Below are 25,333 nucleotides of genomic sequence, written 5' to 3'. Positions count from 1 at the left end.
TCGGCTATCCTTATTGCTGTGAATAAAGGACTGCGTCGAACGAATCATGTCGTTTCCCGAGCCCTCGCAACCGTGGGGCTCGGGGTTTGCCTTCTTGTCTCTACCGCTGCCTGCGGGTTCGGGGGTGGCCAGCCCGTGATGGCGGCCGACACGACGGAACTCGCGCCGCGCGATGTTGCGGCCAAGGTGCCGGTTACCGCGACGGTGGAGGCGGCCTCGGTCACGGCGTTGACGACGCACCTGACCGGTCCCGTCACGGCCCTCAACGTCAAGGTGGGGCAGCGCGTCGAGGCCGGCCAGGTCGTCGCCGTTCTGGATACGTCGGGGGTCCAGCGTGAGATTGATACGCAGCGCGCACAGCAGATCTCGGCAGACGTCGCTGCACAGAACCAGCTCGAGCAGGCGCAGCAGGCATACCAGCAGTCCAACGACGCGATGCAGCGTGGCCTAAACCCGCAGGTGACGCAGGCGGAGGCGGCGCTTCGACAGGCTGACGGCCAGCTGCAGGAGGCCACCGCGGTGTTTGAGCAACGCAAGAAGGCCGTGGCGGCGGGCCTAGACAGCACATTGCTCACGCAGGCGCAGGGCGTGGACTCGGCGCGCCGTGATGCGTTGACGGCGGCGCTGGAGTCGGTGCGCGGCAACCATGGCATTTACCAATCGGGGATGGCAAAAGACGACGCTGTGCAGCCGCTGCTAAGCAAGCTGGAAGCCGACGAACGCTACCGCGGCGCAAAGCACAACCTGTCCGCGGCACAAAAGGCGTACGACGCCGCACTCAACGACACGGACGCGGATCTTGCGGCGAAGCAACGCGCGGTTGCCCAGGCGTTTGATGCGAAGGCGGAGGCAGCTGTCGGACTTGAGGTGGCGAAACTCGCCGCCCAGCAGCAGCTCGATTCCCAGGCGGCGGCTGTGCAGCAGGCGCAGCGCGGGGTGCAGGCGGCGCAGGCGGCGGCTGGCCAGTCGATCGCGCAGCTCGAGGTCGACGTGGCGTCGGGTCAGGTGCGTGCCCCGATCGCTGGCGTGGTCGCCGAGGTCGCGGTGAAGCAGGGGCAGGCTCCGGCGGGCTATCTGCTCTCTGTGGCGGACCCGAACCGGCTGGTGCTGCGCGCGAACGTGAAGGAGTTGGACTCGGCGAAGATGAAGCCGGGCGACGCGGTCACGTTTACGACGCCCGGTACCGGCGCGAAGAAGTTTAAGGGCCGTGTACTGGATGTTTCTTCGGTCGCGGAAACGCAAGCTGCGGCGGAGGGCGCGTCGGGGCAGACTGCGCGCCCGGAGTTCCCCGTAGAGATTGAAGTCCTGGGGGATACCGAGGGGCTGAAGATCGGCGGCACGGCGAAGGCGCAGATCACGACGGAGTCCGCGAAGGGTGCGCTCGCCGTGCCACGCGAGGCGGTCGTGGACGAGAACGGCAGCTACTCGGTGTACACGCTGCGCCCGAAGGATGACGGGGACAAGTTCGAGGTTGTGAAAACGCCGGTCAAGGTTGGTCTGGTGTCGGATTCGGATGTGGTCGTAGAGGGCGTCGAAAAGGGGACGAGGGTGCTGAACAAGCCTGCCGAGTACCGTGAGCGCGTCGGCGCCACCGTGACCTTGGTTGAGGAGCAGGAGTGAACCCGCGCGAATCCGTCAGGCTCGCCACGGTGAGCCTGCGGGCGAACAAGATGCGCTCCGCGCTGACGCTGCTCGGCGTGGTCATCGGCATCGCGTCGGTGATTGCGATCATGACGCTGGGCAAGGCGATGCAGAAGCAGACGCTGGACAGCCTGGAGCAGTTCGGCATTCACGACGTCCACCTCGAGGTAAAGCCCCGCCAGGAGGACGACAGCGAGGCCGCCCGCTACATGTTCCAAGAGATTGACGACGCCTCCAAACTCACCCCCGACATGATCGAGGACCTGCGCGCAGAACTCGGTACGCAGGCGAAAGGAATTGCGTTCGAGCTGGACAGTACCCAAGCCCAGACCACGCGCGGGCTGGCGCACGGCACCACGACGGTGAGTTTTGTCAACGCTGACCAGCTGGAAATGCAGGACCTGCCGCTGACCGCCGGGCGCTTTCTCGCCCACGACGACATTGAGGCGAACCGCGCCGTGGCGGTGATCTCGCCGGAGGTTGTGGAGCAGCTGTTCAATAATGACCCGGAGTCGGCGATCGGTCAGGAGGTCGAGCTGGACATCGGCGGACAGTACGCCTCGGTGCAGGTGGTTGGCGCGTACGGGCACTTTAAGAAGCAAGGCGTGCTGGTCGGAGATTTGTCACAGTCGATGATGGCAGTGCCGTACACGGTGCAGCCGGACATGATGCGTACCCCCGTGACAGGCGTGGACATGGTCAGTGTACGCGTCGCGGACGGCGCCGACCCCGACCAGGTTGCGCAGGACGTCCAGGCGTGGGCGGACCGTACCTACGAGGATGACCCCGACTACAAGGGGAAAGTCGCGGACATGAAGCGCGACATCGAGCAACTCAATCAGATGCTCACGACCATGAGCGTGGTGGTCTCCGCAATCGGCGGGATCTCGCTGCTGGTAGGTGGCATCGGCGTGATGAACATCATGCTCATTACCGTGACGGAACGCACCCGCGAGATCGGCGTGCGTATGGCGCTCGGGGCGACGCGGCGGATGATCCGCATGCAGTTCGTCACCGAGGCGATGATCGTCTGCCTGATCGGCGGCGTGTTCGGCGTGGTCGTGGGCGCGGGCTTCGGCATGCTCGGCGCGCTCCTGCTCAACGCCTTCGTGTTGCCCCCGATCACGGCAGTGCTACTCTCACTGGTATTCGCGCTGCTGATTGGCCTGTTCTTCGGCTACTACCCGGCCAACCGCGCCTCGAGAATGAACCCCATCGAAGCCCTGCGCTACGAATAACAACAACGTTTGGAGTGACACATATGGCAGCCACCGTGCTGACCACGGAAAACACGCGCCGGTACAAGCCCGAGCCCTCTGTGGCGACGGCCCTGAAAACACCGCGCATCCTGACGAAAGAGGTCCTCGCCGGGCTAGTTGTGGCGCTGGCGCTGATCCCGGAGGCGATCAGCTTCTCCATCATCGCTGGGGTCGACCCGAAGGTCGGGCTGTACTCCTCCTTCATCATGGCGATGGTGATCGCGATTACGGGTGGGCGACCCGCCATGATTGCGGCCGCCACTGGCGCGGTGGCGCTGGTCATTGCACCGCTGGTGCGGGACTACGGCTACGACTACATGGTGGCAGCCATCATGCTCGCCGGGGTGTTTCAGATTGTGTTGGCGGTAGCTGGCGTCGCAACGCTGATGCGCTTCTTGCCGCGCAGCGTGATGATCGGCTTCGTGAACGCGCTAGCGATCCTTATTTTTGTGGCGCAGCTGCCCGAAATTTTCGGTCACCACTGGGCGGTGTACCCGCTGCTGGCGCTGGCCATCGTGATCATGGTGGTGATGCCGAAGTTTACGCAGGCGGTCCCGGCGCCGCTCATTGCGATTCTGGTGGTCACGCTCATCGCGGTCGCTACCAAGGCGCCGGTGCCCACCGTCGGTGACCGCGGCGAGCTGCCGAGCAGCCTGCCCGAATTCTTCATCCCGCACGTGCCGCTGACCTGGGAAACGCTGCGGATCATCGCGCCGTACTCGCTCGGCGTGGCGCTCGTCGGCTTGATGGAGTCGCTGATGACCGCGAAGCTGATCGACGAAGTCACGGACACGCACTCCAACAAGACCCGCGAGAGCTGGGGGCAGGGCGTCGCCAACATTGTCACTGGCCTGTTCGGCGGGATGGGCGGCTGCGCCATGATCGGGCAGTCCATGATTAACGTGAAAGTCTCCGGTGCGCGCACCCGCATCTCCACATTCCTGGCGGGCACGTTCCTGCTCATCCTGATGCTCGCGTTCGGCGAGTACGTCGCCATGATCCCGATGGCGGCGCTGGTTGCCGTGATGGTGATGGTATCCGTGAGCACGTTCGACTGGCACTCGGTGACGCCGAGCACGCTGCGCAAACTCCCGGTGTCCGAAACCGTGATTATGCTCATCACGGTGGCGGTGGTGCTGGCGACGAACAACCTAGCCATCGGTGTCGTGGTTGGCGTGCTGGTGGCGTCGGTGATCTTCGTGCGCAATGTCGCCCACCTGGTCGAGGTGACCCGCGAAGTTGTCGACGGCGTCGCCCACTACGTGGTGTCCGGCCAGCTGCTGTTCGCCTCCTCCAATGACCTGACCACCTTGTTTATGTACTCGGAGGACCCGGACGAGGTCGTCGTGGACCTGCACCAGGCCCACGTTTGGGATGCCTCGACGGTCGCGGCACTGGACAGCATTGAGCAAAAGTACGCAGAGCGCAGCAAGCACGTGCGCTTTGTCGGCATGAACCCGAGCACCACGGCGTTCCACGGAAAGCTCACTGGCAACCTCGGGTAGGGCTCCACGGCGTCACTTTTTCCAGCAACTACACCGCGTGTAAAATTCGCCCCATGTGTGGAATCGTTGGATATATAGGTGGCGAGCGTGCACGCGAGCACGACGCCCTCACCGTCATTATTGATGGGCTTCGAAGGCTCGAATACCGCGGTTATGACTCGGCCGGGGTAGCAGTCATGCAGGGCGACACCATCGCGTGCAGGAAGAAGGCCGGCAAGGTCGCGGACCTTGAGCAGGCCATCGCCGAGGCGCCGCTTGCGCCCTCCAACCTGGGCATCGGGCACACCCGGTGGGCAACGCACGGCGGGCCTACTGACGCCAACGCCCACCCCCACGTCGTCGGCGATGGCGCGCTGGCCGTGGTGCACAATGGCATCATCGAGAACTTCGCGGCACTTCGTGCCGAGCTGAGCGCGAAGGGCTACACGTTCCGCTCCGAAACCGACACAGAGGTGGCAGCCACGCTGCTGCTGGACATCTTCAACACCGAGGCCAACAAGGACCTCACCGAGGCAATGCGCCTGACCGCCCTGCGACTCGAGGGCGCGTTCACGCTGCTGGCCATCGAGCAGGAATTCCCGGACCGTATCGTTGCGGCGCGCTGGAACTCCCCGCTGGTCATCGGTCTGGGCGAGGGCGAGAACTTCCTCAGCTCTGACGTTTCCGGCTTCATCGAGTTCACCCGCGACGCGGTGGAGATGGACAACGGGCAAATCGTCACCCTGACTGCCGACAGCTACGACATCATCGACTTCGAGGGCAACAGCGCCGAAGGCAAAGAGTTCCGCGTCGAGTGGGACGTCACCGCCGCGGAGAAGGGCGGGTTCGATTCCTTCATGGCGAAGGAAATCCACGACCAGCCAGCTGCCGTGCGCGACACCCTCTACGGCCGCTTCGACGCGGAAGGTAAGCTCACGCTCGACGAGCTGCGGATCGACGAGTCGGTGTTGCGCAGCGTCGACAAGATCATCATCGTGGCGTGCGGCACCGCAGCATACGCGGGGCACGTGGCGAAGTACGCCATCGAGCACTGGTGCCGCATCCCGACGGAAGTCGAGCTGGCGCACGAGTTCCGCTACCGCGACCCCATCGTCACTCCGAACACCCTGGTTGTGGCCATTTCGCAGTCCGGCGAGACCATGGACACCCTCATGGCGGTGCGTCACGCGCGCGAACAGGGCGCGAAGGTCATCGCGATCTGCAACACGGTCGGCTCCTCTATCCCGCGTGAGGCCGACGCCTCCCTGTACACCTACGCCGGCCCAGAGATCGCTGTGGCGTCGACGAAGGCGTTCATCTCGCAGATCGTGGCGTCGTACCTGCTGGCGCTGTACTTGGCGCAGGTGCGCGGCAACAAGTTCGCTGACGAGATCCAGACGATCATTGGCGAGCTCGAGGAGATGCCGGAGAAGATCCAGCACATCCTGGACAACGAGGCGGAAATCCAGGAGCTTGGCCGCGAGCTCGCCGACGCGAAGTCGGTACTTTTCCTCGGCCGGCACGTCGGCTTCCCGGTGGCGCTCGAGGGCGCGCTGAAGCTCAAGGAGGTCGCCTACCTGCACTCGGAGGGCTTCGCCGCAGGCGAGCTGAAGCACGGCCCGATCGCCCTGGTTGAGGAGGGGCAGCCGGTGTTCGTCATCGTGCCGTCGAAGCGTTCGCGCCACAACCTGCACGCCAAGGTTGTCTCCAACATTCAGGAGGTTCGCGCGCGTGGCGCCGTCACCATCGTGATCGCGGAGGAAGGTGACGAGGACGTGAACCGCTTCGCCAACCACGTGATCCGCATCCCGCAGTCGGCAGGCCTCATGCAGCCCCTTTTGTCGACGGTCCCGCTGCAGATCTTCGCCTGCACCGTCGCGCAGGCGCGTGGCCTGAACGTGGACCAGCCACGCAACCTGGCCAAGTCGGTCACGGTGGAGTAGCGCGCTAGAGTGGCCGCATGAAGAAGTTTGGGTTCCTTTCATTCGGCCACCACGCACCACCCGGGCGCCAAGGGATGACCGCGCGCGAGGCGCTACAGGACACCGTGGAGCTCGCACGCCAGGCGGACGGGATCGGCGTCAACGGCGCCTACGTGCGCGTGCATCACTTTGCGCCGCAATTCGCGTCGCCGATTGCGCTGCTTGGGGCGATGGCGTCGGCGACGAAGCACATTGAGGTGGGTACCGGCGTCGTCGATATGCGCTACGCTAACCCGCTGCAGCTCGCAGAGGACGTCGCGGCCCTCGATCTGCTTAGTGACGGCCGCCTCGCCTTCGGTGTCTCCCGCGGGTCACCGGAACCAGCCGATAGGGGGTGGCGCGCCTTCGGCTACGAGTCGGAGGCGGCGAACGGCTCCGACCTGGCGCGCGCCCACTTCCAACGCTTCATCTCCGCGCTGCGCGGGGACCCGATGGCGCTCGCAGCGTCCCTCGAGGAGCAGTACCCGCAGATGTACCCGCCAGCCAGCCCGCTATCGGTGCTGCCGCACTCCGAGGGTGCGGCGCGCCGGGTGTGGTGGGGTGCGGGCACGTTCGCCAGCGCGGAGCAGGCTGCTCGAGACGGTGTGAACCTGATGAGTTCCACGCTGATTTCGGAAGCCGACGGCCGCAGCCTCGGCGAGCTGCAGGCGGAACAGATCCAGCACTACCGCGAGGCGTGGGCGGCCGCGGGCCACGACTGGGAACCGCGCGTTTCGGTGTCGCGGTCCATTTTTCCGATCGTGGACGAGGACACCGAGCGGCTGTTCGGCTTGCTGGATACGGAGGAGCAGATCGGCCAGATCGAGCGTGGTGTGTACACAACGTTTGGCAAGACGTACGCCACAGAGGCCGACCAGCTCATTGAGGAGCTCGGCAACGACCCGGCCATTCAGGCGGCTGACACGCTGATGCTCACGGTGCCGAACCAGGCCGGGGTGGACGTGTGCATGCAGATCCTGCGCGGGTTCGCAGAGCACGTCGCACCGGCGCTTGGGTGGGAGCCGGCGAACGCCGCTTCTTAGTCCAGCTCGTGGGCGAACGGTGTGTCGGCGCCGGTGCGAGACACCGTGATCGCGGCCGCGCGGGTGGCGAACGTGAGGATCTCGCGCCACTCCTCCTCGCCGAGGGCAAGCAGGGCGTCGCGGTCCAGGCCGCGGGCGTCGAACTGGTGGACCAACGCCGCCATAACTGTATCGCCGGCGCCGATCGTGTCCGCGACCGTGACCTGCGGCGACGGGACCTCCACCGTGCCGAACGGCGCACGGACCCGCAGGCCGTCTGCGCCGAGCGTGGTCACCACGACGGGCACGTCGGAGGTGTCGCCGAGGAACTCGACCTCCTCGTCGGAGAGCTTGAGTACTGTCACCGAATCGAGCAGCCCACGCAAGAACAGGCGGTGCTTCTCGGAGGCGAACGCCGGGCGGATATTCGGGTCCAGGCAGACGATCGCGCCGTGCTCCGCCGACTGCGACGCGGCCTCCGCGTAGCGCAGCGACGCCGGTTCCAACGCCAGCGACAGGGTCCCGAACACCGCGTAGCCGTCCCGCACGGGGACGGGTTCCGCGAAGCGGTCGGCCGTGCCGTCGACATAGAACGTATAGGTTGCCGAGCCGTCCGCCTTCAACGCCGTGACCGCCAGAGTGGTCGGCTCATCCCCGCGTCCGCAGTGGGTGAGGTCCACGTGGGCGTCGACAAGCGATTGGGTGAGTGCCTCCCCGAAGTTGTCGCGAGACAGCCGCGACTGGAAGGAGACGTCTGCGCCGAGTCTGCCCAGCGCACGGGCTACATTGAACGGGCCGCCACCGAGCGCGGGCACCAGCGGCGCGAGCGGGGAAGGGTCCTGGGGGACAAGGTCAACGAGGGCTTCGCCATACACAGTGATCATGAACCCACCGTAGACTAAGCCGCATGACATACCGACCAAAGTTTCATTTGTCCCCGCCGCAAGGGCGCCTCAACGACCCAAACGGGGTCACGCTGATTGGCAATGAGCTGCACATGTTTTACCAGCATGACCCATGCTTTCCGCACGCGTCGAAGCGCACCGGCTGGGGCCATGCCGTCACCACTATTGGGGGTGAGGAGGGCCTAGGCCAGTGGCGCCACCTCCCGGACGCGCTGTACCCCGACTTCCCGTATGACAAGCACGGGTGCTATTCCGGCTCCTCCGTGGTGCACGACGGCGAGGTCATGCTGTTTTACACCGGCAACGTGAAGGAGGATGGGCGTCGCCTGGCTACGCAGAATATGGTGCGCGTTGAGGACCTCGAAGGGCCGATGGGTGGGGTGTACCACCGGGCGCCGGAGAATCCGCTGATCGATGGCCCTGCCGAAGGCTTCACCGCCCACTACCGAGACCCGCACGTCACCCGCAACGAGGACGGCACCTGGCGCATGGTGCTCGGCGCGCAGCGCGAGGAGGAACGCGGCGCGGTGGTGCTGTACGAGTCCCCAGACCTGCTGACCTGGGAGTTTGTGGGCGCTTTGCAGTTCGAGCGGCTGGATCCGCGCGTCGAGTCTGCGTACATGTGGGAGTGCCCGAACCTGCTGCGGATGCGTGATCAGGCGACGGGGCAGTGGCGCGAGGTATTAGTGCTGTGCCCGCAGTACCCAGGCTCGGACGAGTGCGGCTACGTCGTGGGCACGCTTGACGGCCTCCGCTTCCGTGTGGAGTCGCAGTTCCGGCCGTTGGATTTTGGGCACCAGTTTTACGCGCCACAGCTGGTCGCCGATGGCGAGGGGGGTGCGCTGTTGCTCGGCTGGATGGGCCTGCCGGCACGCGACGACACGCCGACCATCGCCGCCGAGGGCTGGGTGCACCAGCTGACCCTGCCACGCAAGCTCCAGCTTGTCGACGGCCAGCTCCGCACCGAACTCCTCCTGCCAACCGACCCCGCGGGGATGGTCGTGCATCGGGAGCTTCTGGGGTCGGAGCCGTGGGTGGCCGACCTGGTCGACGAAGTCGGCGGCGTTGGTGCGCACATGGCGTGGCGGCCGGGTGCGTCTGGGCGCGGGACGGTGCTGGTGACGATAGGTGGGGATGAGCGCAGCGCCGAGTGTGCTCAGGGTGAGCTCGTGGTGTGCGCTGACGGAGCGGCGCTCGAGGTTGTCGCTGGCGACGGGGAAGTGGCGTTCTCCTCGGCGGTGTTCAGCCCGGGTGGCGTTGCGTGGCGTGAAGTCCGCCACAACCGGGGGTAAACAGGCGCAAACGGGCAGGATAAGGGCTAGTTTTATGTTTGAATGTGTGGGAAGAGAAAGGATTCCCACATGGACCACAAAGAAGTAGCCCGGCGGGTCCTCGCCGGGGTAGGGGGCGAGGACAACATCGTTGGCGTCGCCCACTGCGCGACGCGACTGCGTTTCGTGCTCAAGGACATCGACAAGGTTGCCCAGGACGCGCTGGAGAATGACCCTGACCTGAAAGGGACATTTGCTACTGGCGGCATGTTCCAGATCATCGTCGGCCCCGGCGATGTGGACATCGTCTTCGACCAGCTCGACGGAATGACCAGCAAGAACATCGCGGTCTCTACGGACGACCTCAAGGAAGTTGCGGCGAACCAGGGCAACTGGTTTACCCGCTTCATCAAGGTTTTCTCTGACATTTTCGTGCCGCTGATCCCGATCCTGGTCGGCGGCGGTCTGCTGATGGCGCTCAACAACGTCCTGACGGCAGAGGGGCTGTTCGGCGACAACTCTCTGGTGGGCATGTTCCCGCAAATCCAGGGTCTCACCGAAATCATCAACGTGTTGGCTTCCGCGCCGTTCGCGTTCCTGCCGGTGCTCGTTGGGTTCTCCGCCACGAAACGCTTCGGCGGCAACGAGTACCTTGGTGCCGGCATGGGTATGGCGATGGTGCACCCGGCGCTGGTCAACGGCTACGACGTAGCAAACTCCGTGGCAGACGGAACGATGCCGTTCTGGGACTTGTTCGGCTTGCCGGTCGCGCAGGCGGGCTACCAGGGCGCGGTGTTGCCGGTGCTGGCGGTCGCCTGGATCCTGGCAACGATCGAAAAGTGGTTCCACAAGCGGCTGAAGGGCACGGCGGACTTCCTGATTACTCCGCTGGCAACCTTGCTGATTACGGGCTTCATCACATTCATCGCCGTTGGTCCGTTTGTTCGCTGGCTCGGCGACCTGCTGATTGTCGGCCTATCCAGCATGTACGACTTCGGCGGCCCTATCGGTGGCCTACTCTTCGGTCTTGTCTACTCGCCGATCGTGATTACTGGCCTGCACCAGTCCTTCCCGCCAATCGAGCTTGAGCTGTTTAACCAGGGCGGCTCCTTCATCTTCCCGACGGCCTCCATGGCGAACATTGCACAGGGTGCTGTCGCCCTGGCTGTGTACTTCCTGGCGCGCAACGCGAAGCTGAAAGGCCTCGCCGGTTCTTCGGGTATTTCGGCCGTATTTGGTATCACGGAGCCCGCAATCTTTGGCGTGAACCTGCGCCTCCGTTGGCCGTTCTTTATCGGCCTCGGTGCGGCCGGTATTGGCGCCATGCTGATCGCGCTTTTCGACGTCAAGGCAGTTGCGCTTGGTGCAGCGGGCTTCATTGGCGTGGTCTCCATCCGCGCGAACGACATGGTGACCTTCCTGATCCTCGGTGTCATTACGTTCGTGATTGCCTTCGTGGCGGCCTACGGGTACGGGCGCTACCTGGTGAGCAAACAAGGCACCATCGACCCGGATGCCACCGAGAACCCGGCTGCGGACGCAGCCACCGAGCAGGCGCTGCTTGAGGCCTCCGACGAGGCGCTCCACGTCGTGGCGCCACTGGAGGGCAACGCTGTTCCGCTTTCCAGCGTCAGCGACCCGATGTTTGCTCAGGGCAAGCTGGGGAACGGCGTCGCTATCGTCCCGACCGTTGGGGAGCTGCGCGCGCCCGTCGCCGGCACCGTCGCGGTCACATTCCCGTCCGGCCACGCCTACGCGATCCGCACTAAGGGGACCGACGGCAAGAACGTCGAAATCCTCATGCACATCGGCTTCGACACCGTGAACCTGAAGGGCGAGCACTTTACCGCGCACGTGAAGAAGGGCGACGTCGTGGAGGCAGGCCAGCTATTGGCAACGTTCGACATTGACGCCATCCGCGACGCGGGATACGAGGTAACAACACCCGTTGTGGTGTCGAATACGAAGCGGGTAGGGGAGATTGGGGCGCCGAGAAGCCTTCCTGCAGACACGAAGTTTGGCGACGACCTCTTCTTCGTCGAGCCGAAAAAGGTAGCCGAAGAGGCTAAATAAAAACTGGCAATAACAAACGCCCCCTTCCCAACCCGGAAAAGGGGCGTTTTTGCTTGCGAGGCTACCGGCGCGCCGCCAGCGGCGTTGCCGGGGTGCCGCCCTTGTTGAGCCACGCGTAGACGCCGCCCATGATGAGGCCGCCGCCGATATAGTTGCCGACCCACACGATGAACCAGTTCATCAGGCCGTTCGTCAGCGTGAACCCGGCGAAGTGCTCGGCGCCGAGGCCGTAGCCCGCCAGGGAGAAGACGACGAAGCTGGCGATGGAGTGCTCGTAACCCATTGCGGCGAATGCGGGAACGATCAGCATGATGGCGAGAAACTTCGCGGTGAAGTCTTTTCCAGCTTGGATGGCGAGCAGCACACCGATATTGACCACGATGTTGGCGAAGATGCCTTCCATGAACAACAAGCTGTCCGGCTTCGTGAGCTTGGTCTCAACGGTTGCGGCGAGGAAGCTGTCCATCCCGATCGGCTGGAACGCCGTAGCGTGGACCAGGAACACCGCGGTGATGAGGACCCCGAGCAGGTTGAAGATGGTGCAGGTCGAGACCATCATGAACCCCTTGAGCCATGGGAGGCGTCCCGAGGCGCTGCCGTAGGTCATGAACATCATGTTGCCGGTGGCGAGCTCCGCCCCCAGGACAACGATGACGTACAGCGAGAGGCAGAAGATAGCTGCGAACACGAAGCGGCCGTAGCCGGGGGCGCTGCTCTCTACTTGGGTGGAGGCGACGGTGGCGAACGCCGTCATGATCGTCAAAAACATGCCGGCGAGCATGGAGCGTACCGCGAACTTGGGGAGTTCGTAGGTGTAGAGGTACGACTTGAAGCCGATTGAATCCGCAAGTGTGCCATCGAAGTTCATAGGTATGACCATACCAAAGGTCAGAACCGGGCACGAATCAACATAAACAAAAGTGGCGGTTTGCAGGGGCGAAGGTTCCGTGCTTTAATGTTCCAGTTGTCTTTTGCCGCGTGTTTGCTCTGCGCGTTTCCGAGCTGGGCATGTACGCCTGCGGTGCCGAAGGTGCCGTCGACAAGCGAAAAGACATCGAAGACATTGACCACGTGCGTATAGGACGGAAATCTAACGCACATCGACCCAGGTCAGGAGACCAATAGTGATTCAGAAGGAATCGCGCCTGAAGGTCGCCGACAACACCGGTGCACGTGAAATCCTGTGCATCCGTGTCCTCGGCGGATCCGTTCGGCGCTTCGCCGGCATCGGCGATACGATCGTCGCCACTGTGAAGGAAGCTGCCCCAGGCGGCAACGTCAAGGAAGGTGAAGTCGTTAAGGCTGTCATCGTCCGCGCGAAGAAGGAGACCCGTCGTCCGGACGGCTCCTACATCTCGTTCGACGAGAACGCTGCAGTGCTGATCAAGAACGACACCGAGCCACGCGGCACCCGTATCTTCGGCCCAGTTGCTCGCGAGCTGCGCGACAAGAAGTTCATGAAGATCGTTTCTCTCGCACCGGAGGTGATCTAGGGATGAAAATCAAAAAGGGCGATATGGTCCAGGTCATCTCTGGCAAGGATAAGGGCGCGCAGGGCAAGGTTATCGAGGCATACCCGAAGCGTCAGCGCGTTCTCGTTGAAGGCGTGAACCGTATGAAGAAGCACGTCGCGAACTCTTACAACGAGCGCGGCGCAGAGTCCGGCGGCATTGTCACCCAGGAAGCTCCGATTCACGTCTCCAACGTGATGGTCCTGGATTCCGACGGCAAGCCGACGCGCGTGGGCTACCGTTTCGATGAGAACGGCAAGAAGGTCCGCGTTGCAAAGTCGAACGGGAAGGACATCTAAGCATGGCTGAGAACTACACCCCTCGTCTGAAGACCCAGTACAAAGAGGACATCCGTACCAAGCTCAACGATGAGTTCAAGTACGACAACGTCATGCAGATCCCAGGTCTGACCAAGATTGTTGTCAACATGGGTGTCGGCGACGCTGCACGTGACTCCAAGGTCATCAACGGCGCACTCGAGGACCTCGCTGCGATCACCGGCCAGAAGCCACAGCTTCGCCGCGCGAAGAAGTCCATCGCTAACTTCAAGCTCCGTGAAGGCATGCCAATCGGCGCGAAGGTCACCCTCCGTGGCGACCGCATGTGGGAGTTCCTGGACCGCCTGCTGACGGTCGCTCTGCCACGTATTCGTGACTTCCGTGGCCTCAGCGACAAGCAGTTCGACGGTGCAGGCAACTACACCTTCGGCCTGACCGAGCAGACGATGTTCTACGAAATCGACATCGACAAGATCGATCGCGTCCGCGGTATGGACATCACTGTCGTCACCACCGCAACGAACGACGACGAGGGCCGCGCACTCCTGCGCCACCTCGGCTTCCCGTTCGCTGACAAGGACGGCAAGATGCAGCGCGCATAACGCGTCACTGCTTTTTCGACGAGCACCCCTGCGACCCAACCGGGTTGCGGGGGTGTACGTCTTTTGGGGGGACCTGCAGCCCACACCCGAATAGTACGCATGTACTGCTTTTGAGAAACATTCGATAGACTGGCTCCTTGCAACAATCTCTCAGGTGAATTTGAGGAGGCCACAATGGCTTTGCAGGAAATGGTCCACGCAGGGGCCAAAAAGAAAGAACAGCTTCTCGATAATGAGATGCCCCGGTTTTTCGTCCGCGCGATTCTCGCCGGCATTTACCTGACCGCTGGCACGGCGTTCGCCGCGGTGGCGGGAAATGCGGTCAATGAATATGCGCCGGGGCTCGGCTCGGTTGTGTTCGCCTTGCTGTTCGGGCTTGGCCTGTTCGCGATCGTTATCCTGAACGCGGAGCTTGCAACGGGCGACATGATGTTTGCGTCCTGGGCGGCGACGGACAAGGTGTTCAGCTGGGGCAAGGGTATTTGGCTCGTTGTCGTGGTCACGGTGGCGAACCTGGTTGGCGCGATCATCTTCGCGGCTGTGATGAGCCAGTCGGCCAAGTTTGGTTCGATGGATAACAGCCACCTGATTGTCACTCTGGTTGAGGGCAAGCTGTCGAAGCCGTTCTTCGGCGCGCTGCTTGAGGCGATCTTCGCGAACTTCATCGTCAACATGGCGATTGTTGGCGCACTGCTGGCGAAGGAGTTCATCTCCAAGTTCGTCGTGATCCTGCCGCTGATCGCTATCTTCGTTGGCCTGGGCCTCGAGCACGTCATCGCGAACTTCTCGCTGTTCTCCCTGGCGTTCCTGTCCAGCACGCTGCCTGAAGGTTTCACCGCCACGGCGATCCTCAGCAACTGGGTTGCTGTGTGGATCGGCAACTTCATCGGTGGTGGCCTGTGCATCGGCGGTGTCTACGCTTGGCTCAACAAGACGAAGACGGTGTACAAGGACTAGTCTGCAAGCTCCCCGGAGTACAGATTGAAGCGCTCGCCGCGCACAAAGCCGGCGAGCGCCATTTTTGTTTCGCGGGCCAGCTCGACGGCAAGGGAGGACGCCGCCGAGACCGCCACCATTGCCGGGAAGCCGGCCATTGCTGCTTTCTGTACTAGTTCGAATGACGCGCGGGAGCTGACAACCAGGATGAGGTCGCTGGCTGGTAGCAACCCCTCGAGTAGGAGGTGGCCAATCACCTTGTCGGTCGCGTTGTGGCGGCCGATGTCCTCGCGGATGACTACAGGTTCACCGTCGAAGGTGAACGCGCCTGCCGCGTGGATGCCGCCGGTTTTTCGGAACTGCTTTTGGCCAGCGGCCAGGGCGTCGGGAAGTCGCATCACGAGGTCCGGGTCGAGGGGCACCGGAGTGATCGGCTCGGGCACCTTATCCATAATGTCGTCGATCGACTGGGTGCCGCACACGCCGCATGCGCTGGTGGTCGTCGTGAGACGGATGAACTGTGGGGCGGCTGAGGAGGCGGCGGGCCCGAGGTCGATGTCGAGCGTGTTGTACGTGTTTTCGTTGTGCGGCCCGACTGCACCCGCGCAGTAGCGCGCGGAACGAACGTCTTCTGCGCTGCTGATGAGGCCCTCCGCGAACATCCAGCCGTGCGCCAGCTCGATGTCGTGGCCGGGGGTGCGCATCGTGGTGGTCAATGTGTCGCCGGTTGCGCGGATGGCCAGTGGTTCTTCCACGGTGACGGTGTCGGCGCGGGTGTCGCGCGCGAACCCGTTGTCGGTGCGGGTGACTTTCGTGACGGCGAAGCGTCGATTAATTCTGCTCATAGGTTTCCAGGAGTTTCGCCACCTTGGCTAGCGCTTCGCGGGTCGTTGCTGCGTCCACGGCTTCATCGCCCTTGAGCGCCGCGCCGGTAGCGACGCCGACTACGAACGCAGTCGTCGGGGCCGCCGGGCGCGAGGGGCCGTTGTGGGCCACGTCAGCAGTCATTTTCAAAATGTCGCCGACCAGCGTCCGCGTGAGCTCCGGGGAGACGTTGAGCTCGCGGGAGACCTCGTCGAGCCACTCGTGCGTTGATTGCAAACCTTCGTTGTTAGCCATGTGTGCCACTCTAGTCGCGCCCCTCGCTGACGAGCCACGCGCTCGCTGCGGTGACCATCGCTTCGGCGCCGCGGTCCAGTGTCGGCTGCAGGTCGGGTGCGAATGCGGCGGAGTGGTTGCCCGGCGCATGTGGGTAGCTGGCGAAGCCGCCGAGCCCCCAGAAGGTGTACGGTACGCCGAGGGCATCCGGGATGATCGAGAAGTCCTCGCTGGCAGGGACTTGTTCCAGCGTCTGGGCTTCGTCGCCGAACTGCTCCTCGAAGGCCTTGCGTACCCGCCGCGTCACCGTTTCGTCATTGCAGGTGAGTGGGTAGGCGTCGTAGTACTCGAACTCGGGTGCTTGTGGGCTGCGCGCTGCCTCGCACTCGGCGCGCACGGTGCGCTCGATGGCCTCCTTGAGGTGCTCGCTTGTCGCCTCCGAATAGGCGCGGGTGTTGATGAGCAACTCAGCGCTATCAGGGATGACGTTGGACTTTGCGCCCGCGTGGATCGCCCCGACCGTTAGCACCGCGGTCTCCGAGGCTGCGACCTCGCGGGACACCACTGTGTGCAGCCTCGTCACAATTGTCGACGCCAACAAGACCGCGTCAACGCCCATCTCAGGCATGGAGCCGTGCGAACCCACGCCGTGCACCGTCACTTTGACCGAGAACGCCTGGGACAGCACCGGGCCTGGCCGGGTCCCCACGTGTCCCAACGGAAGGGTGCCGAGCACGTGCTGGCCCAAGTACACATCAGGGTGGGGAACCGTGTCGGAGATGCCGTGCTCAACCATGGAGCGCGCACCCGACGCAGTTTCCTCGCCGGGCTGGAACACCCCCACCAGCGTGCCCGACCAGACGTCGCGGCAGGAATTGAAGGCGTTGAGCGCCGCGAGTACCGAGCAGATGTGGAAGTCGTGACCACACGCGTGGGATACTGGCACCTGTTGACCAGTCGCCGCATCCACCTGGGTTCGGGTGCAGGCGTAGTCCTTGCCGGAATCCTCCTTGACGGGCAGGCCGTCGGTGTCGCCACGCAGCGCGACCACGGGGCCGGGGCCGTTCTCGATGGTGGCGACGACGCCCGTCTCGCCCAGCTGGCTAAACCGAATTCCGGCGGCTTCGAGCTCCTGTATGATGCGCTGCGTCGTTTCGGTTTCCTGCATCGACAGCTCCGCGTGCTGGTGGAACCAGCGGTAGAGCTCCTCACGGTGCGAGCGGGTGGCGGAGAGGGCGTCGAAAAGTTCGTCAAGGTGCTTCATGCTGCCGACTATACGACGACGCGCATCGCCGAACGCGACTTGTTTCCTGCGGGCAGAAGGTGTAATGTGGCCGAACGGACTTGTGCACAGATGGTTGTCTGCGCGCAAAATCCGAAAGAACATTGTACATCCAACTTTGTTGCAGGCCCCCCGCCGAGAAGCGGACCGCGTGCAAGGGAGGCGGCGAGCGCCCCGCGTTATTGAGCGTGGGGAGCGTGAAGTAGCCCCCGACAGATCATGCGGAAAACGCGACCTGGCACGACACAGTCTTGCTGGTCAGGTGGGTAGGGAACCGCAACGAGAAAGGTAAACGGTCACATCTTATGACGATGACTGATCCAATCGCAGACATGCTGTCTCGCGTGCGCAACGCGTCGCACGCACAGCACGAGAGCGTGACGATGCCTTCCTCCAAGATCAAGGCGAACATCGCCGAGATCCTGAAGCAGGAAGGCTACATTGCTGATTACAAGGTTGAGGACGCCAAGGTTGGCAAGCAGCTGACCCTGGACCTCAAGTACGGCCCGACCCGTGAGGCAGCCATCGCTGGCCTGCGTCGCGTGTCCAAGCCTGGTCTGCGCGTGTACGCAAAGTCCAACGACCTGCCGCAGGTGCTGGGTGGTCTGGGTGTGGCGATCATCTCCACGTCCCACGGTCTCCTCACCGACCGTCAGGCCCAGGAGAAGGGTGTAGGCGGAGAAGTTCTCGCCTACGTCTGGTAAAGGGAGGTTGAAAAGACTATGTCGCGTGTAGGTAATGCACCCATCGCCATCCCGAATGGTGTCGAAGTAAACGTTAACGGTCAGGTCGTAGAGGTCAAGGGCCCAAAGGGTTCCCTGAACTTCGAGATGCCTGAGCCAATCACCGCTGCGGTTGAGGACAACGAGATTGTCGTCTCCCGTCCGGACGATCACCGTAAGCACCGTGCGCTGCACGGTCTGTCCCGCTCCATGATCAACAACCTCGTTGTTGGCGTGACCGAGGGCTACAAGATCAACATGGAGATCTTCGGTGTCGGCTACCGTGTCCAGGCCAAGGGTAAGAACCTCGAGTTCTCGCTCGGCTACTCCCACCCGATCCTCATCGAGGCTCCGGAAGGGATCAGCTTCGCAGTCGATGGAACTACCAAGTTCTCCATCGAGGGCATTGACAAGCAGCAGGTTGGCCAGATCGCGGCGAACATTCGCCGCCTCCGTAAGGATGACCCATACAAGGGTAAGGGCATCCGCTACGAGGGCGAGCAGATCCGTCGCAAGGTCGGAAAGACGGGTAAGTAATCATGAGCAATTCTGCAGAGAACACCAAGCGCACTCCGGTCGGCAAGGATATTTCCTCCCGCCGTCGCGAGGCTCGTGCACGTCGCCACTTCCGTATCCGCAAGACGCTGCGCGGCACCCCAGAGACTCCACGTCTCGTTGTGCACCGCTCTTCGCGTCACATCCACGTCCAGGTGATCGACGATCTCGCTGGCCACACGCTCGCAGCAGCGTCCTCCATCGAGGCCGACGTGCGTGCGTTGGAAGGTGACAAGAAGACAAAGGCAGCCAAGGTTGGCCAGCTGATCGCTGAGCGCGCCAAGGCTGCAGGCATCGAAGCTATCGTCTTCGACCGCGCAGGTTACAAGTACCACGGTCGCGTCGCAGCTCTTGCCGACGCCGCTCGTGAAGGTGGTCTGAAGTTCTAATGACCACCGCAATCATCACCATCAACGGAAGGATCGCGTAATGGCCGAACGTGAACGGCGTGACGGCGGACGCTCCGCCGACAACCAGAACAAGAAGAATGAGCGCAACAACCGCGGTGGCCGTGGCCGTCGCGATGACCGTCGCAACCAGAACGATGACCGCGACAAGTACATTGAGCGCGTCATCACCATCAACCGTGTCGCAAAGACCGTGAAGGGCGGACGCAACATGTCCTTCACCGCTCTCGTCGTCGTTGGTGACGGCAAGGGCATGGTCGGCGTGGGCTACGGCAAGGCGAAGGAAGTTCCTGCCGCTATCCAGAAGGGTGCAGAAGAAGCACGTAAGAACTTCTTCCGCGTCCCAATGATCGGTGGCACCATTCCTCACCCAGTCCAGGCAGAAGAGGCCGCTGGCATCGTTATGCTGCGCCCGGCTGCTCCAGGTACCGGTGTTATCGCCGGTGGCGCAGTCCGTCCAGTGCTCGAGTGCGCTGGTGTCCAGGACATCCTTGCGAAGTCGATCGGTTCTGACAACGCGCTGAACGTTGTCCAGGCAACGGTTGCTGGTCTCAAGCAGCTCGTACGCCCAGAGGAAGTTGCTGCGAAGCGCGGCAAGGACCTCGAGGACGTCGCACCTGCTCGCATGCTGCGCGCACGCGCAGGACAGGAGGCGTAAGAACAATGGCTTTGAAGATCACATTGCACCACGGCAAGGTTGGCGAGAAGCCGCTGACCCGTAAGAACCTCGAGGCACTCGGTCTGCGTAAGATCGGCCAGTCCGTCATCAAGAAGGACAACGCCGCTACTCGTGGACAGATCCTGAAGGTTCGCCACCTCGTTACCGTCGAAGAAGTTGCAGGGGAGTAGAACAACATGGCTGAAATTATCAAGCTCCATGATCTGCGCCCAGCAAAGGGCGCGAACAAACCAAAGTTCCGCGTAGGTCGCGGTGAAGCAGGCAAGGGCGGCAAGACCGCTGGCCGTGGTACCAAGGGCACCAAGGCTCGCAAGCAGGTTTCCGCAGCATTTGAGGGTGGCCAGATGCCACTTCACATGCGTCTGCCGAAGCTCAAGGGCTTCAAGAACCCGAACCGCGTGGAGTACCAGGTAGTCAACGTTCAGGCGCTCGCAGAGGCGTTCCCGAACGGTGGCACCATCACCATCGACGACATCGTCGCAGCTGGCTTGGTTCGCAAGAACCAGCCGGTCAAGGTGCTGGGCAACGGCGACATCAACGTCAAGTTGGACGTCACCGCTACCAAGTTCTCCAAGTCTGCGGTTGAGAAGATCGAGGCTGCTGGTGGCTCCACCACCCAGGCGTAAGCTTTCATCTTCGCACCACAGCGAATAGCAAAGCTCCCCACTCGTCCAGGACGAGGTGGGGAGCTTTCGTATTAGAGAGTTTCGACGGCGGCGAGCACGCCCCGCGCGAGCCCAGGAAGTGCCCGGTAGATTGCGGTGTTCGCGTGCTTTTCGATGCACCCGAGCACTTGCTCGGCGAACCTGGCGGGGTGCTCGGTGGTGAACGTTTTGAGCGCTCCGAGCGCCGCGGTGCGCGCCTCCTCGCCGGAGGCGTTGAGCGCCAGGGCGCACAGGTGGCTGATGCAGCGGAACTCGAGCCCGATGTGGTCCGGTGGCAAATTGTCCGCACCGGGGGCGAAACCTACCTGGTGGTAGAAGGCGGCGACTGCCGCGGTGTCATCGTCCATGACGAGGCCGTCCTTGGAGAAGTACGGGGACTCGTACGGTTGGGCAAGTGGGGAGCTTACGCCGATGAAGAGGTAGAGGTGGTCGCGCTGCAGGGCCTCGGCGGTGTCGCGCTCTGCCTGAAGCAGCCCGGTGATGGCCTGCTGCGATGTGTTGTCCTCGAGCGGCCATGACTGCAGGAAGGAGGGGTCGGAGAGGGCGTCGAGAAGCGGGCCCTGGGGCTCGTCGAGGAAGAGTTGCCCCACGATGTCCGCTGCGATGCGGCAGCGCTCAAGTAGCTCTGTACCCATCAGATTCCGATCCGGTCAACTGCGCCGTAGAACATGAACCGGCCGAGCAGCTCCGCGATGACCACCAGGATGTAGGCGACGGTGATCCACAGCATCGCGCTCCCGGTCGGGCGGCGGGTGCGGCCACCGAACGCCAGGATGAGCCCGACGATAAACGCGCCGATGAGCAGCAGGCCGATGCGGATGACGAACGCGGTCATGTTGAACTCGAACTGCGCCGGGTTAGGGCCGGCGGGGCGGCCGTAGTTGAAGATCATCACGATGAAGATCAGCGGTACAACGACGGTCAGTGCGATACCGATCCAGCGCAGCGATGCGTGGATCAGGTCCCAGACCTCTTCCTTTTGGGCCTCGGTCTGGTCCTCGTTGCGCGCGGACGGGATGAGCTTCTTGATCAGCGCGGAGTCCTCGAGCCAGTTGTAGGCCGTGAGCGCGACCGCAATCGCGAGGAGTCCTGTGACCGCCGCGGAGAGGTAGAACGCCGCCGGGGTGGTCCAGTGGTTCCACGAAGGGATTGTTGGCAGCATGTAGAGGCGCGCCATGGTGGCGATGAACCCGATGCCCGCAATCGCGGTCACCACAGCAATTGCCGTGCGGGTGCCCACGGAGCCCCAGTCGAAGAATTGGCAGGCCGCGAACAAGAACCCGAGTGCTGCGAAGATGCAGCCACCAACCAGCTCTTGCGTGAGCCCGGAGGAGCTGATGTGGCGCATCACGTTCAGCGCGTTAATTGGGTTGCCGAGGTGGAAGAACGCGAGGCAGAAACCCGCGATCATGATTGGGCCGATTGCGTAGAGCGCTGGCACGCAGATGCGGTTGATTGCGTTGGCGGAGTAGCGGGTGCGTCCGAGCATTGTGATCACGCCGAGGACGAAGAACGCGCCGACTGCCATCTGTCCGAACGTGGTGAAGAACGTCAGGGGCCATTCGTGCATATTCATGGGTTAGACCTCTTCCGGGTTCATGATCTCGCCGGCGTCGGTCGCGTCCCAGCGTTTCGCGTCCTTGTGCGGCTTGATGGTCAGGCGTGGTTCGGTAAACGTCGGGTCCGGCAGCGGGGCGATGCCAGCGACGTCGCCGTGTTCCTTACGTAGTTCGTCGATTGGGCCCCAGTCGAGCGCGCGCGACGGGCAGGCCGCTACGCAGGCGGGGTCTTTGTCCTCGGCGCGGTAGTCGGCGCACAGGTCGCACTTCGTCATGACGCCCTTTTCAGGGTTGAACTGTGGCGCGGAGTAGGGGCACGCCCATTCGCAGTAGCGGCAGCCGACGCACTTGTGTGGGTCGACGGAGACCACGCCGTCTTCGCCAATGTGCATCGCGGTGGTCGGGCAGACCTTGGTGCAGATCGGGTTGTCGCAGTGGTTGCAGGACACCGATGTGTAGTAGGTGAACGTGTTGGTGGTCAGCTCGCCGTCGGCGTTGCGGTTCCAGTCGCCGCCGGAGTACTCGACGACGCGGCGCCAGTTCACCCCGAGTGGTGTGTTGTGCTTGTCCTTGCAGGCGATCTGGCAGGCCTTGCAGCCGTTGCACAAGGTTTGGTCGAAGAAGAAACCAAGGCGCTTGCTTGGCTTGTCGTTGCTTTTAGCCATGTTGTTGTTTCACTCCTTGGTGTTCTTATTTCGCTTTTTCGACTTGGCACAGTGCGGTGTGCTGCGCGTTGCCCTTGGCAAGAGGGGAGGGGTGCCAGCTGGTCAGCGTATTTACGGACGCCCCTACGTCCACGCCGCCATCCTTCGGGTTGAACCAGGAGCCCTGCGGAACCGAGATGACACCGGGGGCGATGCGCGGGGTGACGCGGGCGATGGAGCGGATCCGGCCACGCTTGTTGTAGGCGTAGACGGGGTCATCGTTTTTGATGCCGCGTTCCTTGGCGTCGATGGGGTTGATCCAGAGGACTTGCGGGTGGGCGTCGTCGCGTAGCCAGTCGACGTTGCCGTAGGAGGAGTGGGTGCGGCCCTTGGTGTGGTGGCCAATGACCTGCAGCGGGTACTCCTTGTTGTCTGCGGCTTCCTCGGCGCCTTCCCACGTGGCGACGTGCTCCGGCAGTGGCGTCAGCTTGTCACCGGCGATGTTCGGGTCGAATTCCCACTCCTTCGACATCTCGTAGAGCTCGGAGGAGAAGATCTCGATCTTGCCGCTTGGGGTCTCAAGCGGGTTGGCCTCGGGGTCCTCGCGGAAGTCCTTCAGCGCGACTGTGGTTTCGCCTTCTCGACGCCACACACCCATCTTCTTGAGCTCCTCAAAGGATGGCAGCTCCGGGATCTCCTTGCGGGATTCGTCGAGGGTGTAGCGCAGCCACTCTTCCTGCGTGCGACCTTCGGTGAACTTGTCGCGCACGCCGAAACGCTCGGCGAGGTCGGCGATGACGTCGTAAATCGGGCGGCAGTCGTAGAGCGGCTTGATGGCGTTGGAGGCCAGGATGGTGTACTCCAGGTTGCCTGCCGAGCCCTGCTGGATGATATCGGTCTGCTCCGCGGTGGAGCAGTCCGGCAGGACGTAGTCGGCGTAGCGGGCGGATACGGTCATCTGGATGTCGCTGACGACGATGAGTTCGGCCTTGGAGTCGTCGCGAAGCAGCTCGACGGTGCGGTTCAGGTCGCCGTGCTGGTTCGTGTTGGTGTTGCCGGCGTACTGCCAGATCATCTTGATCGGGACGTCGAGCTTGTCCTTGCCCCGCACGCCGTCCTTTGTCTTGGTCATTGCTGGGCCGTGGTCGACGGCCTGCGGCCACATCGCAACCGAGATCGAGGTCTCCACCGGGTTCTCGTACTGCGTGTTGAACGGGTACGTCATCGGCAAGCTTGCCGAGCCTTCGCGAGCACCGGTACCACCGCCGGGGATGCCGATCTGCCCGAGCAGCGCCGCAAGCGTAAACACCGCGCGCGACTGGTTCTCGCCATTCGCGTGGCGCTGCGGGCCCCAGCCCTGGGTAATAGCGGTCGGCTTTGCGGTGCCCATCTCGCGGGCGAGCTGGCGGATCTTCTGCGCGGGTACACCGCAGACGCGGGCGGCCCACTCGGGAGTCTTCTCGACGCCATCCGGCCCCTTGCCTTCAATGTAGGAGCGGTACGAGCCGTTCTTCGGCGCACCCTTCGGCATGTGGTCCTCATCAAAGCCGACGCAGTACTTGTCCAGGAACGCCTGGTCGTGCAGGTTCTCGGAGAGTAGCACGTGCGCGAGGCCGGCAACCAGCGCTGCGTCGGTGCCGGGGCGGATCGGGACCCATTCGTCGCCAAGCCCGACGGCGGTCTCGGAGTAGCGCGGGTCGATCACGATGGTCTTCACGCCGTACTTGCGCTTCGTCTGCTGCGTCACGAACGTTTCGCCGCCACCGGACATGCGGGTCTCCAGCGGGTTGTTGCCGAACATGACCTGCAGCTTCGAGTTCTTCACGTCGTCGAAGGAGTTCGACGTGACCCACGCGCCGTAGTGGTACGGGTAGGCGGCCGTGATCTGGGCGGTGGAGTAGTCGGCGTAGTGGTTCAGGTAGCCGCCGATGAGGTTCATGAAGCGTGCGAAGGGGGTTTCAGCGGGTGGCCAGGAGCGTGCCACGGTGCCACCGATGGTGCCGGTGCCGTACGCGAGGTAGATGGACTCGTTGCCGTACTTGTCCAGGATGCCCTTCATCTGGTCGGCAATTTCGTCGAGCGCCTGCTCCCAGGAAATCTCGACCCATTCGCCGTCGCCGCGCTTCGTGCCAGGCTTGCGCTTCAGTGGCGTCTTCAGACGGTCCGGGTTGTAGATCCGGTGGCGGATCGATCGGCCACGCACGCACGCGCGGATCTGCTGGGAGCCGATGGTGTTGTCGCCGCCGTCGTCGGGGAGGACGCGGGTGACGCGGCCGTCCTCGATCTGCAGGCGCAGCGGGCAGCGTGAGCCGCAGTTGACGGTGCAGGCGGACCAGACGAACTTTGGGTCGGTGCTGGAGCCTTCAGCGGCTTCCGCAGCGCCGACGCCCGGCGTGCCTCGAAGCAGCGTGCCGGAGGCGGCGGTCGTGGCTACGGCTGCACCGCCCACGAGGCCTGACCATTGGAGGAACTTACGCCGACTGACGGGAGTCCGCGTCGTTGGCGGTGTTGGTGCTGTGCTCATCGCTGTCCCTTCACATGCGAAGAATTTTTACGGAAAAGTCGTGAATAAATGTAATGCCAATTACCTATTGGTGAGTGTAGTGATTTTCAACCGAAAGTTGGAAACGTTTCGAGGTGTGCTGGCCAAAGCGGGGGTTTGCGCTGCTAACTGGTAGAGTGGTGGGGTCAATCCTGTCTGGAGTGTCTCGTCTGACCGCCGCGGTGGTTGTGACGTGCACTTTTGGCAACCGTACTGTCCACTATCTCCTGCGTGAGT

The 25,333-nt window shown here is 63.2% G+C and carries 26 protein-coding genes; 17 read left to right on the top strand and 9 right to left on the bottom strand.

The features are described from left to right. Window positions 1–18 precede the first annotated feature (18 nt). The 5 genes from BJP08_RS09905 to BJP08_RS09885 are packed head-to-tail and all read left to right on the top strand — an operon-like array spanning window position 19 to window position 7,388. Window positions 19–1,620 (top strand): efflux RND transporter periplasmic adaptor subunit, encoded by a 1,602-nt coding sequence (locus tag BJP08_RS09905; protein WP_143110096.1) that lies wholly within the window; start codon window positions 19–21, stop codon window positions 1,618–1,620. Continuing rightward, window positions 1,617–2,879, top strand: coding sequence for an ABC transporter permease (locus BJP08_RS09900; protein ID WP_071569408.1), 1,263 nt, complete (start codon window positions 1,617–1,619; stop codon window positions 2,877–2,879). The genes BJP08_RS09905 and BJP08_RS09900 overlap by 4 nt, the downstream gene beginning before the upstream one ends. A 23-nt stretch (window positions 2,880–2,902) precedes the next feature. After that, window positions 2,903–4,405, top strand: a complete 1,503-nt coding sequence (locus BJP08_RS09895; protein ID WP_071569407.1) for a SulP family inorganic anion transporter — start codon at window positions 2,903–2,905, stop codon at window positions 4,403–4,405. 53 nt (window positions 4,406–4,458) lie between these two features. Further along, window positions 4,459–6,327: a glutamine--fructose-6-phosphate transaminase (isomerizing) gene (gene glmS, locus BJP08_RS09890; protein WP_071569406.1), complete on the top strand. Its 1,869-nt coding sequence runs from the start codon at window positions 4,459–4,461 to the stop codon at window positions 6,325–6,327. Between the two features lie 17 nt (window positions 6,328–6,344). Next, entirely contained in the window at window positions 6,345–7,388 is a 1,044-nt protein-coding gene (locus BJP08_RS09885) for an LLM class flavin-dependent oxidoreductase (RefSeq protein ID WP_071569405.1), read from the top strand. Here BJP08_RS09885 and BJP08_RS09880 read toward each other — a convergent pair. Continuing rightward, window positions 7,385–8,251 (bottom strand): carbohydrate kinase, encoded by an 867-nt coding sequence (locus BJP08_RS09880; RefSeq protein WP_083428511.1) that lies wholly within the window; start codon window positions 8,249–8,251, stop codon window positions 7,385–7,387. The genes BJP08_RS09885 and BJP08_RS09880 overlap by 4 nt on opposite strands. A gap of 23 nt (window positions 8,252–8,274) precedes the next feature. Here BJP08_RS09880 and BJP08_RS09875 point away from each other — a divergent pair, with 23 nt between their 5' ends. Together BJP08_RS09875 and BJP08_RS09870 are read left to right on the top strand one after the other, a co-directional pair. Next, a complete protein-coding gene (locus BJP08_RS09875; RefSeq protein WP_071569404.1) occupies window positions 8,275–9,564 on the top strand; it encodes a glycoside hydrolase family 32 protein in 1,290 nt (429 codons plus the stop codon). 69 nt (window positions 9,565–9,633) lie between these two features. After that, on the top strand, window positions 9,634–11,616 hold the full coding sequence (locus BJP08_RS09870; protein WP_071569403.1) for a sucrose-specific PTS transporter subunit IIBC: 1,983 nt from the start codon (window positions 9,634–9,636) through the stop codon (window positions 11,614–11,616). Window positions 11,617–11,677: 61 nt separating this feature from the next. Here BJP08_RS09870 and BJP08_RS09865 read toward each other — a convergent pair whose 3' ends face one another. Then, entirely contained in the window at window positions 11,678–12,484 is an 807-nt protein-coding gene (locus BJP08_RS09865; RefSeq protein ID WP_071569402.1) for a formate/nitrite transporter family protein, read from the bottom strand. Window positions 12,485–12,740: 256 nt separating this feature from the next. Between BJP08_RS09865 and rplN the strand changes: the two genes are divergently transcribed. The 4 genes from rplN to BJP08_RS09840 all read left to right on the top strand — a co-directional run bounded on the left by rplN (window position 12,741) and on the right by BJP08_RS09840 (window position 14,964). Next, the gene (gene rplN, locus BJP08_RS09855) at window positions 12,741–13,109 is read left to right on the top strand and encodes a 50S ribosomal protein L14 (protein ID WP_071567389.1); all 369 of its coding nucleotides are present in this window, start codon (window positions 12,741–12,743) and stop codon (window positions 13,107–13,109) included. Window positions 13,110–13,111: 2 nt separating this feature from the next. Continuing rightward, window positions 13,112–13,426 (top strand): 50S ribosomal protein L24, encoded by a 315-nt coding sequence (gene rplX, locus BJP08_RS09850; protein WP_070363082.1) that lies wholly within the window; start codon window positions 13,112–13,114, stop codon window positions 13,424–13,426. A 2-nt stretch (window positions 13,427–13,428) separates the two neighbouring features. After that, a complete protein-coding gene (gene rplE / locus BJP08_RS09845) occupies window positions 13,429–14,007 on the top strand; it encodes a 50S ribosomal protein L5 (RefSeq protein WP_070363081.1) in 579 nt (192 codons plus the stop codon). A gap of 174 nt (window positions 14,008–14,181) precedes the next feature. Beyond that, window positions 14,182–14,964, top strand: a complete 783-nt coding sequence (locus tag BJP08_RS09840; RefSeq protein ID WP_071569400.1) for a formate/nitrite transporter family protein — start codon at window positions 14,182–14,184, stop codon at window positions 14,962–14,964. Here BJP08_RS09840 and fdhD read toward each other — a convergent pair. The 3 genes from fdhD to BJP08_RS09825 are packed head-to-tail and all read right to left on the bottom strand — an operon-like array spanning window position 14,961 to window position 17,305. Continuing rightward, window positions 14,961–15,788: a formate dehydrogenase accessory sulfurtransferase FdhD gene (fdhD, locus tag BJP08_RS09835; RefSeq protein WP_071569399.1), complete on the bottom strand. Its 828-nt coding sequence runs from the start codon at window positions 15,786–15,788 to the stop codon at window positions 14,961–14,963. The genes BJP08_RS09840 and fdhD overlap by 4 nt on opposite strands. Further along, window positions 15,775–16,062 (bottom strand): DUF6457 domain-containing protein, encoded by a 288-nt coding sequence (locus tag BJP08_RS09830; RefSeq protein ID WP_071569587.1) that lies wholly within the window; start codon window positions 16,060–16,062, stop codon window positions 15,775–15,777. Before BJP08_RS09830 ends, fdhD begins: the two co-directional genes overlap by 14 nt. A 10-nt stretch (window positions 16,063–16,072) precedes the next feature. After that, a complete protein-coding gene (locus BJP08_RS09825) occupies window positions 16,073–17,305 on the bottom strand; it encodes an amidohydrolase (protein WP_071569586.1) in 1,233 nt (410 codons plus the stop codon). Between the two features lie 323 nt (window positions 17,306–17,628). On the opposite strand from BJP08_RS09825, the gene rpsH reads away from it, so the two are divergent. Genes rpsH through rplO form a run of 6 tightly spaced genes read left to right on the top strand, consistent with a single transcriptional unit; the run spans window position 17,629 to window position 20,312 of the window. Beyond that, window positions 17,629–18,027 (top strand): 30S ribosomal protein S8, encoded by a 399-nt coding sequence (gene rpsH / locus BJP08_RS09820; protein ID WP_071567385.1) that lies wholly within the window; start codon window positions 17,629–17,631, stop codon window positions 18,025–18,027. An 18-nt stretch (window positions 18,028–18,045) separates the two neighbouring features. Further along, the gene (gene rplF, locus BJP08_RS09815) at window positions 18,046–18,582 is read left to right on the top strand and encodes a 50S ribosomal protein L6 (RefSeq protein ID WP_071569398.1); all 537 of its coding nucleotides are present in this window, start codon (window positions 18,046–18,048) and stop codon (window positions 18,580–18,582) included. Window positions 18,583–18,584: 2 nt separating this feature from the next. Next, window positions 18,585–18,989: a 50S ribosomal protein L18 gene (rplR, locus tag BJP08_RS09810; RefSeq protein WP_071569397.1), complete on the top strand. Its 405-nt coding sequence runs from the start codon at window positions 18,585–18,587 to the stop codon at window positions 18,987–18,989. Between the two features lie 40 nt (window positions 18,990–19,029). Next, window positions 19,030–19,665, top strand: a complete 636-nt coding sequence (rpsE, locus tag BJP08_RS09805) for a 30S ribosomal protein S5 (RefSeq protein ID WP_070363075.1) — start codon at window positions 19,030–19,032, stop codon at window positions 19,663–19,665. A gap of 5 nt (window positions 19,666–19,670) precedes the next feature. Further along, window positions 19,671–19,856, top strand: coding sequence for a 50S ribosomal protein L30 (rpmD, locus tag BJP08_RS11250; protein WP_070363074.1), 186 nt, complete (start codon window positions 19,671–19,673; stop codon window positions 19,854–19,856). A gap of 6 nt (window positions 19,857–19,862) precedes the next feature. Then, window positions 19,863–20,312: a 50S ribosomal protein L15 gene (gene rplO, locus BJP08_RS09800; RefSeq protein ID WP_083428509.1), complete on the top strand. Its 450-nt coding sequence runs from the start codon at window positions 19,863–19,865 to the stop codon at window positions 20,310–20,312. A 71-nt stretch (window positions 20,313–20,383) separates the two neighbouring features. On the opposite strand, the gene BJP08_RS09795 is transcribed toward rplO, so the two are convergent. From BJP08_RS09795 to BJP08_RS09780, 4 genes are read right to left on the bottom strand one after another with little or no spacing between them, the layout of a single operon-like run. After that, window positions 20,384–20,986 carry a molecular chaperone gene (locus tag BJP08_RS09795; RefSeq protein ID WP_071569396.1) on the bottom strand — a complete coding sequence of 201 codons (603 nt, stop codon included), beginning with the start codon at window positions 20,984–20,986 and terminating at the stop codon, window positions 20,384–20,386. After that, on the bottom strand, window positions 20,986–21,927 hold the full coding sequence (locus tag BJP08_RS09790) for a DmsC/YnfH family molybdoenzyme membrane anchor subunit (RefSeq protein WP_071569395.1): 942 nt from the start codon (window positions 21,925–21,927) through the stop codon (window positions 20,986–20,988). The genes BJP08_RS09795 and BJP08_RS09790 overlap by 1 nt, the downstream gene beginning before the upstream one ends. 3 nt (window positions 21,928–21,930) lie before the next feature. Next, window positions 21,931–22,575 carry a DMSO/selenate family reductase complex B subunit gene (locus tag BJP08_RS09785; protein ID WP_071569394.1) on the bottom strand — a complete coding sequence of 215 codons (645 nt, stop codon included), beginning with the start codon at window positions 22,573–22,575 and terminating at the stop codon, window positions 21,931–21,933. Window positions 22,576–22,600: 25 nt separating this feature from the next. After that, a complete protein-coding gene (locus BJP08_RS09780; RefSeq protein ID WP_071569393.1) occupies window positions 22,601–25,078 on the bottom strand; it encodes a DMSO/selenate family reductase complex A subunit in 2,478 nt (825 codons plus the stop codon). Window positions 25,079–25,333: the final 255 nt, after the last annotated feature.

It is taken from the genome of Corynebacterium sp. NML140438, from assembly GCF_001875725.1.
In the GTDB taxonomy this organism is placed as follows: domain Bacteria; phylum Actinomycetota; class Actinomycetes; order Mycobacteriales; family Mycobacteriaceae; genus Corynebacterium.
Note: the sequence above shows the minus strand (reverse complement) of the source record. Positions and strands in the feature narration are given on the sequence as shown.

Coding starts and splice junctions, on each gene's coding strand:
- BJP08_RS09895 (WP_071569407.1), top strand. CDS start 2,903: ATGGCAGCCACCGTGCTGACCACGGAAAACACGCGCCGGTACAAGCCC.
- glmS (WP_071569406.1), top strand. CDS start 4,459: ATGTGTGGAATCGTTGGATATATAGGTGGCGAGCGTGCACGCGAGCAC.
- BJP08_RS09885 (WP_071569405.1), top strand. CDS start 6,345: ATGAAGAAGTTTGGGTTCCTTTCATTCGGCCACCACGCACCACCCGGG.
- BJP08_RS09880 (WP_083428511.1), bottom strand. CDS start 8,251: ATGATCACTGTGTATGGCGAAGCCCTCGTTGACCTTGTCCCCCAGGAC.
- BJP08_RS09875 (WP_071569404.1), top strand. CDS start 8,275: ATGACATACCGACCAAAGTTTCATTTGTCCCCGCCGCAAGGGCGCCTC.
- BJP08_RS09870 (WP_071569403.1), top strand. CDS start 9,634: ATGGACCACAAAGAAGTAGCCCGGCGGGTCCTCGCCGGGGTAGGGGGC.
- BJP08_RS09865 (WP_071569402.1), bottom strand. CDS start 12,484: ATGAACTTCGATGGCACACTTGCGGATTCAATCGGCTTCAAGTCGTAC.
- rplX (WP_070363082.1), top strand. CDS start 13,112: ATGAAAATCAAAAAGGGCGATATGGTCCAGGTCATCTCTGGCAAGGAT.
- rplE (WP_070363081.1), top strand. CDS start 13,429: ATGGCTGAGAACTACACCCCTCGTCTGAAGACCCAGTACAAAGAGGAC.
- BJP08_RS09840 (WP_071569400.1), top strand. CDS start 14,182: ATGGCTTTGCAGGAAATGGTCCACGCAGGGGCCAAAAAGAAAGAACAG.
- fdhD (WP_071569399.1), bottom strand. CDS start 15,788: ATGAGCAGAATTAATCGACGCTTCGCCGTCACGAAAGTCACCCGCACC.
- BJP08_RS09830 (WP_071569587.1), bottom strand. CDS start 16,062: ATGGCTAACAACGAAGGTTTGCAATCAACGCACGAGTGGCTCGACGAG.
- BJP08_RS09825 (WP_071569586.1), bottom strand. CDS start 17,305: ATGAAGCACCTTGACGAACTTTTCGACGCCCTCTCCGCCACCCGCTCG.
- rpsH (WP_071567385.1), top strand. CDS start 17,629: ATGACGATGACTGATCCAATCGCAGACATGCTGTCTCGCGTGCGCAAC.
- rplF (WP_071569398.1), top strand. CDS start 18,046: ATGTCGCGTGTAGGTAATGCACCCATCGCCATCCCGAATGGTGTCGAA.
- rplR (WP_071569397.1), top strand. CDS start 18,585: ATGAGCAATTCTGCAGAGAACACCAAGCGCACTCCGGTCGGCAAGGAT.
- rpsE (WP_070363075.1), top strand. CDS start 19,030: ATGGCCGAACGTGAACGGCGTGACGGCGGACGCTCCGCCGACAACCAG.
- rpmD (WP_070363074.1), top strand. CDS start 19,671: ATGGCTTTGAAGATCACATTGCACCACGGCAAGGTTGGCGAGAAGCCG.
- rplO (WP_083428509.1), top strand. CDS start 19,863: ATGGCTGAAATTATCAAGCTCCATGATCTGCGCCCAGCAAAGGGCGCG.
- BJP08_RS09795 (WP_071569396.1), bottom strand. CDS start 20,986: ATGGGTACAGAGCTACTTGAGCGCTGCCGCATCGCAGCGGACATCGTG.
- BJP08_RS09790 (WP_071569395.1), bottom strand. CDS start 21,927: ATGAATATGCACGAATGGCCCCTGACGTTCTTCACCACGTTCGGACAG.
- BJP08_RS09785 (WP_071569394.1), bottom strand. CDS start 22,575: ATGGCTAAAAGCAACGACAAGCCAAGCAAGCGCCTTGGTTTCTTCTTC.
- BJP08_RS09780 (WP_071569393.1), bottom strand. CDS start 25,078: ATGAGCACAGCACCAACACCGCCAACGACGCGGACTCCCGTCAGTCGG.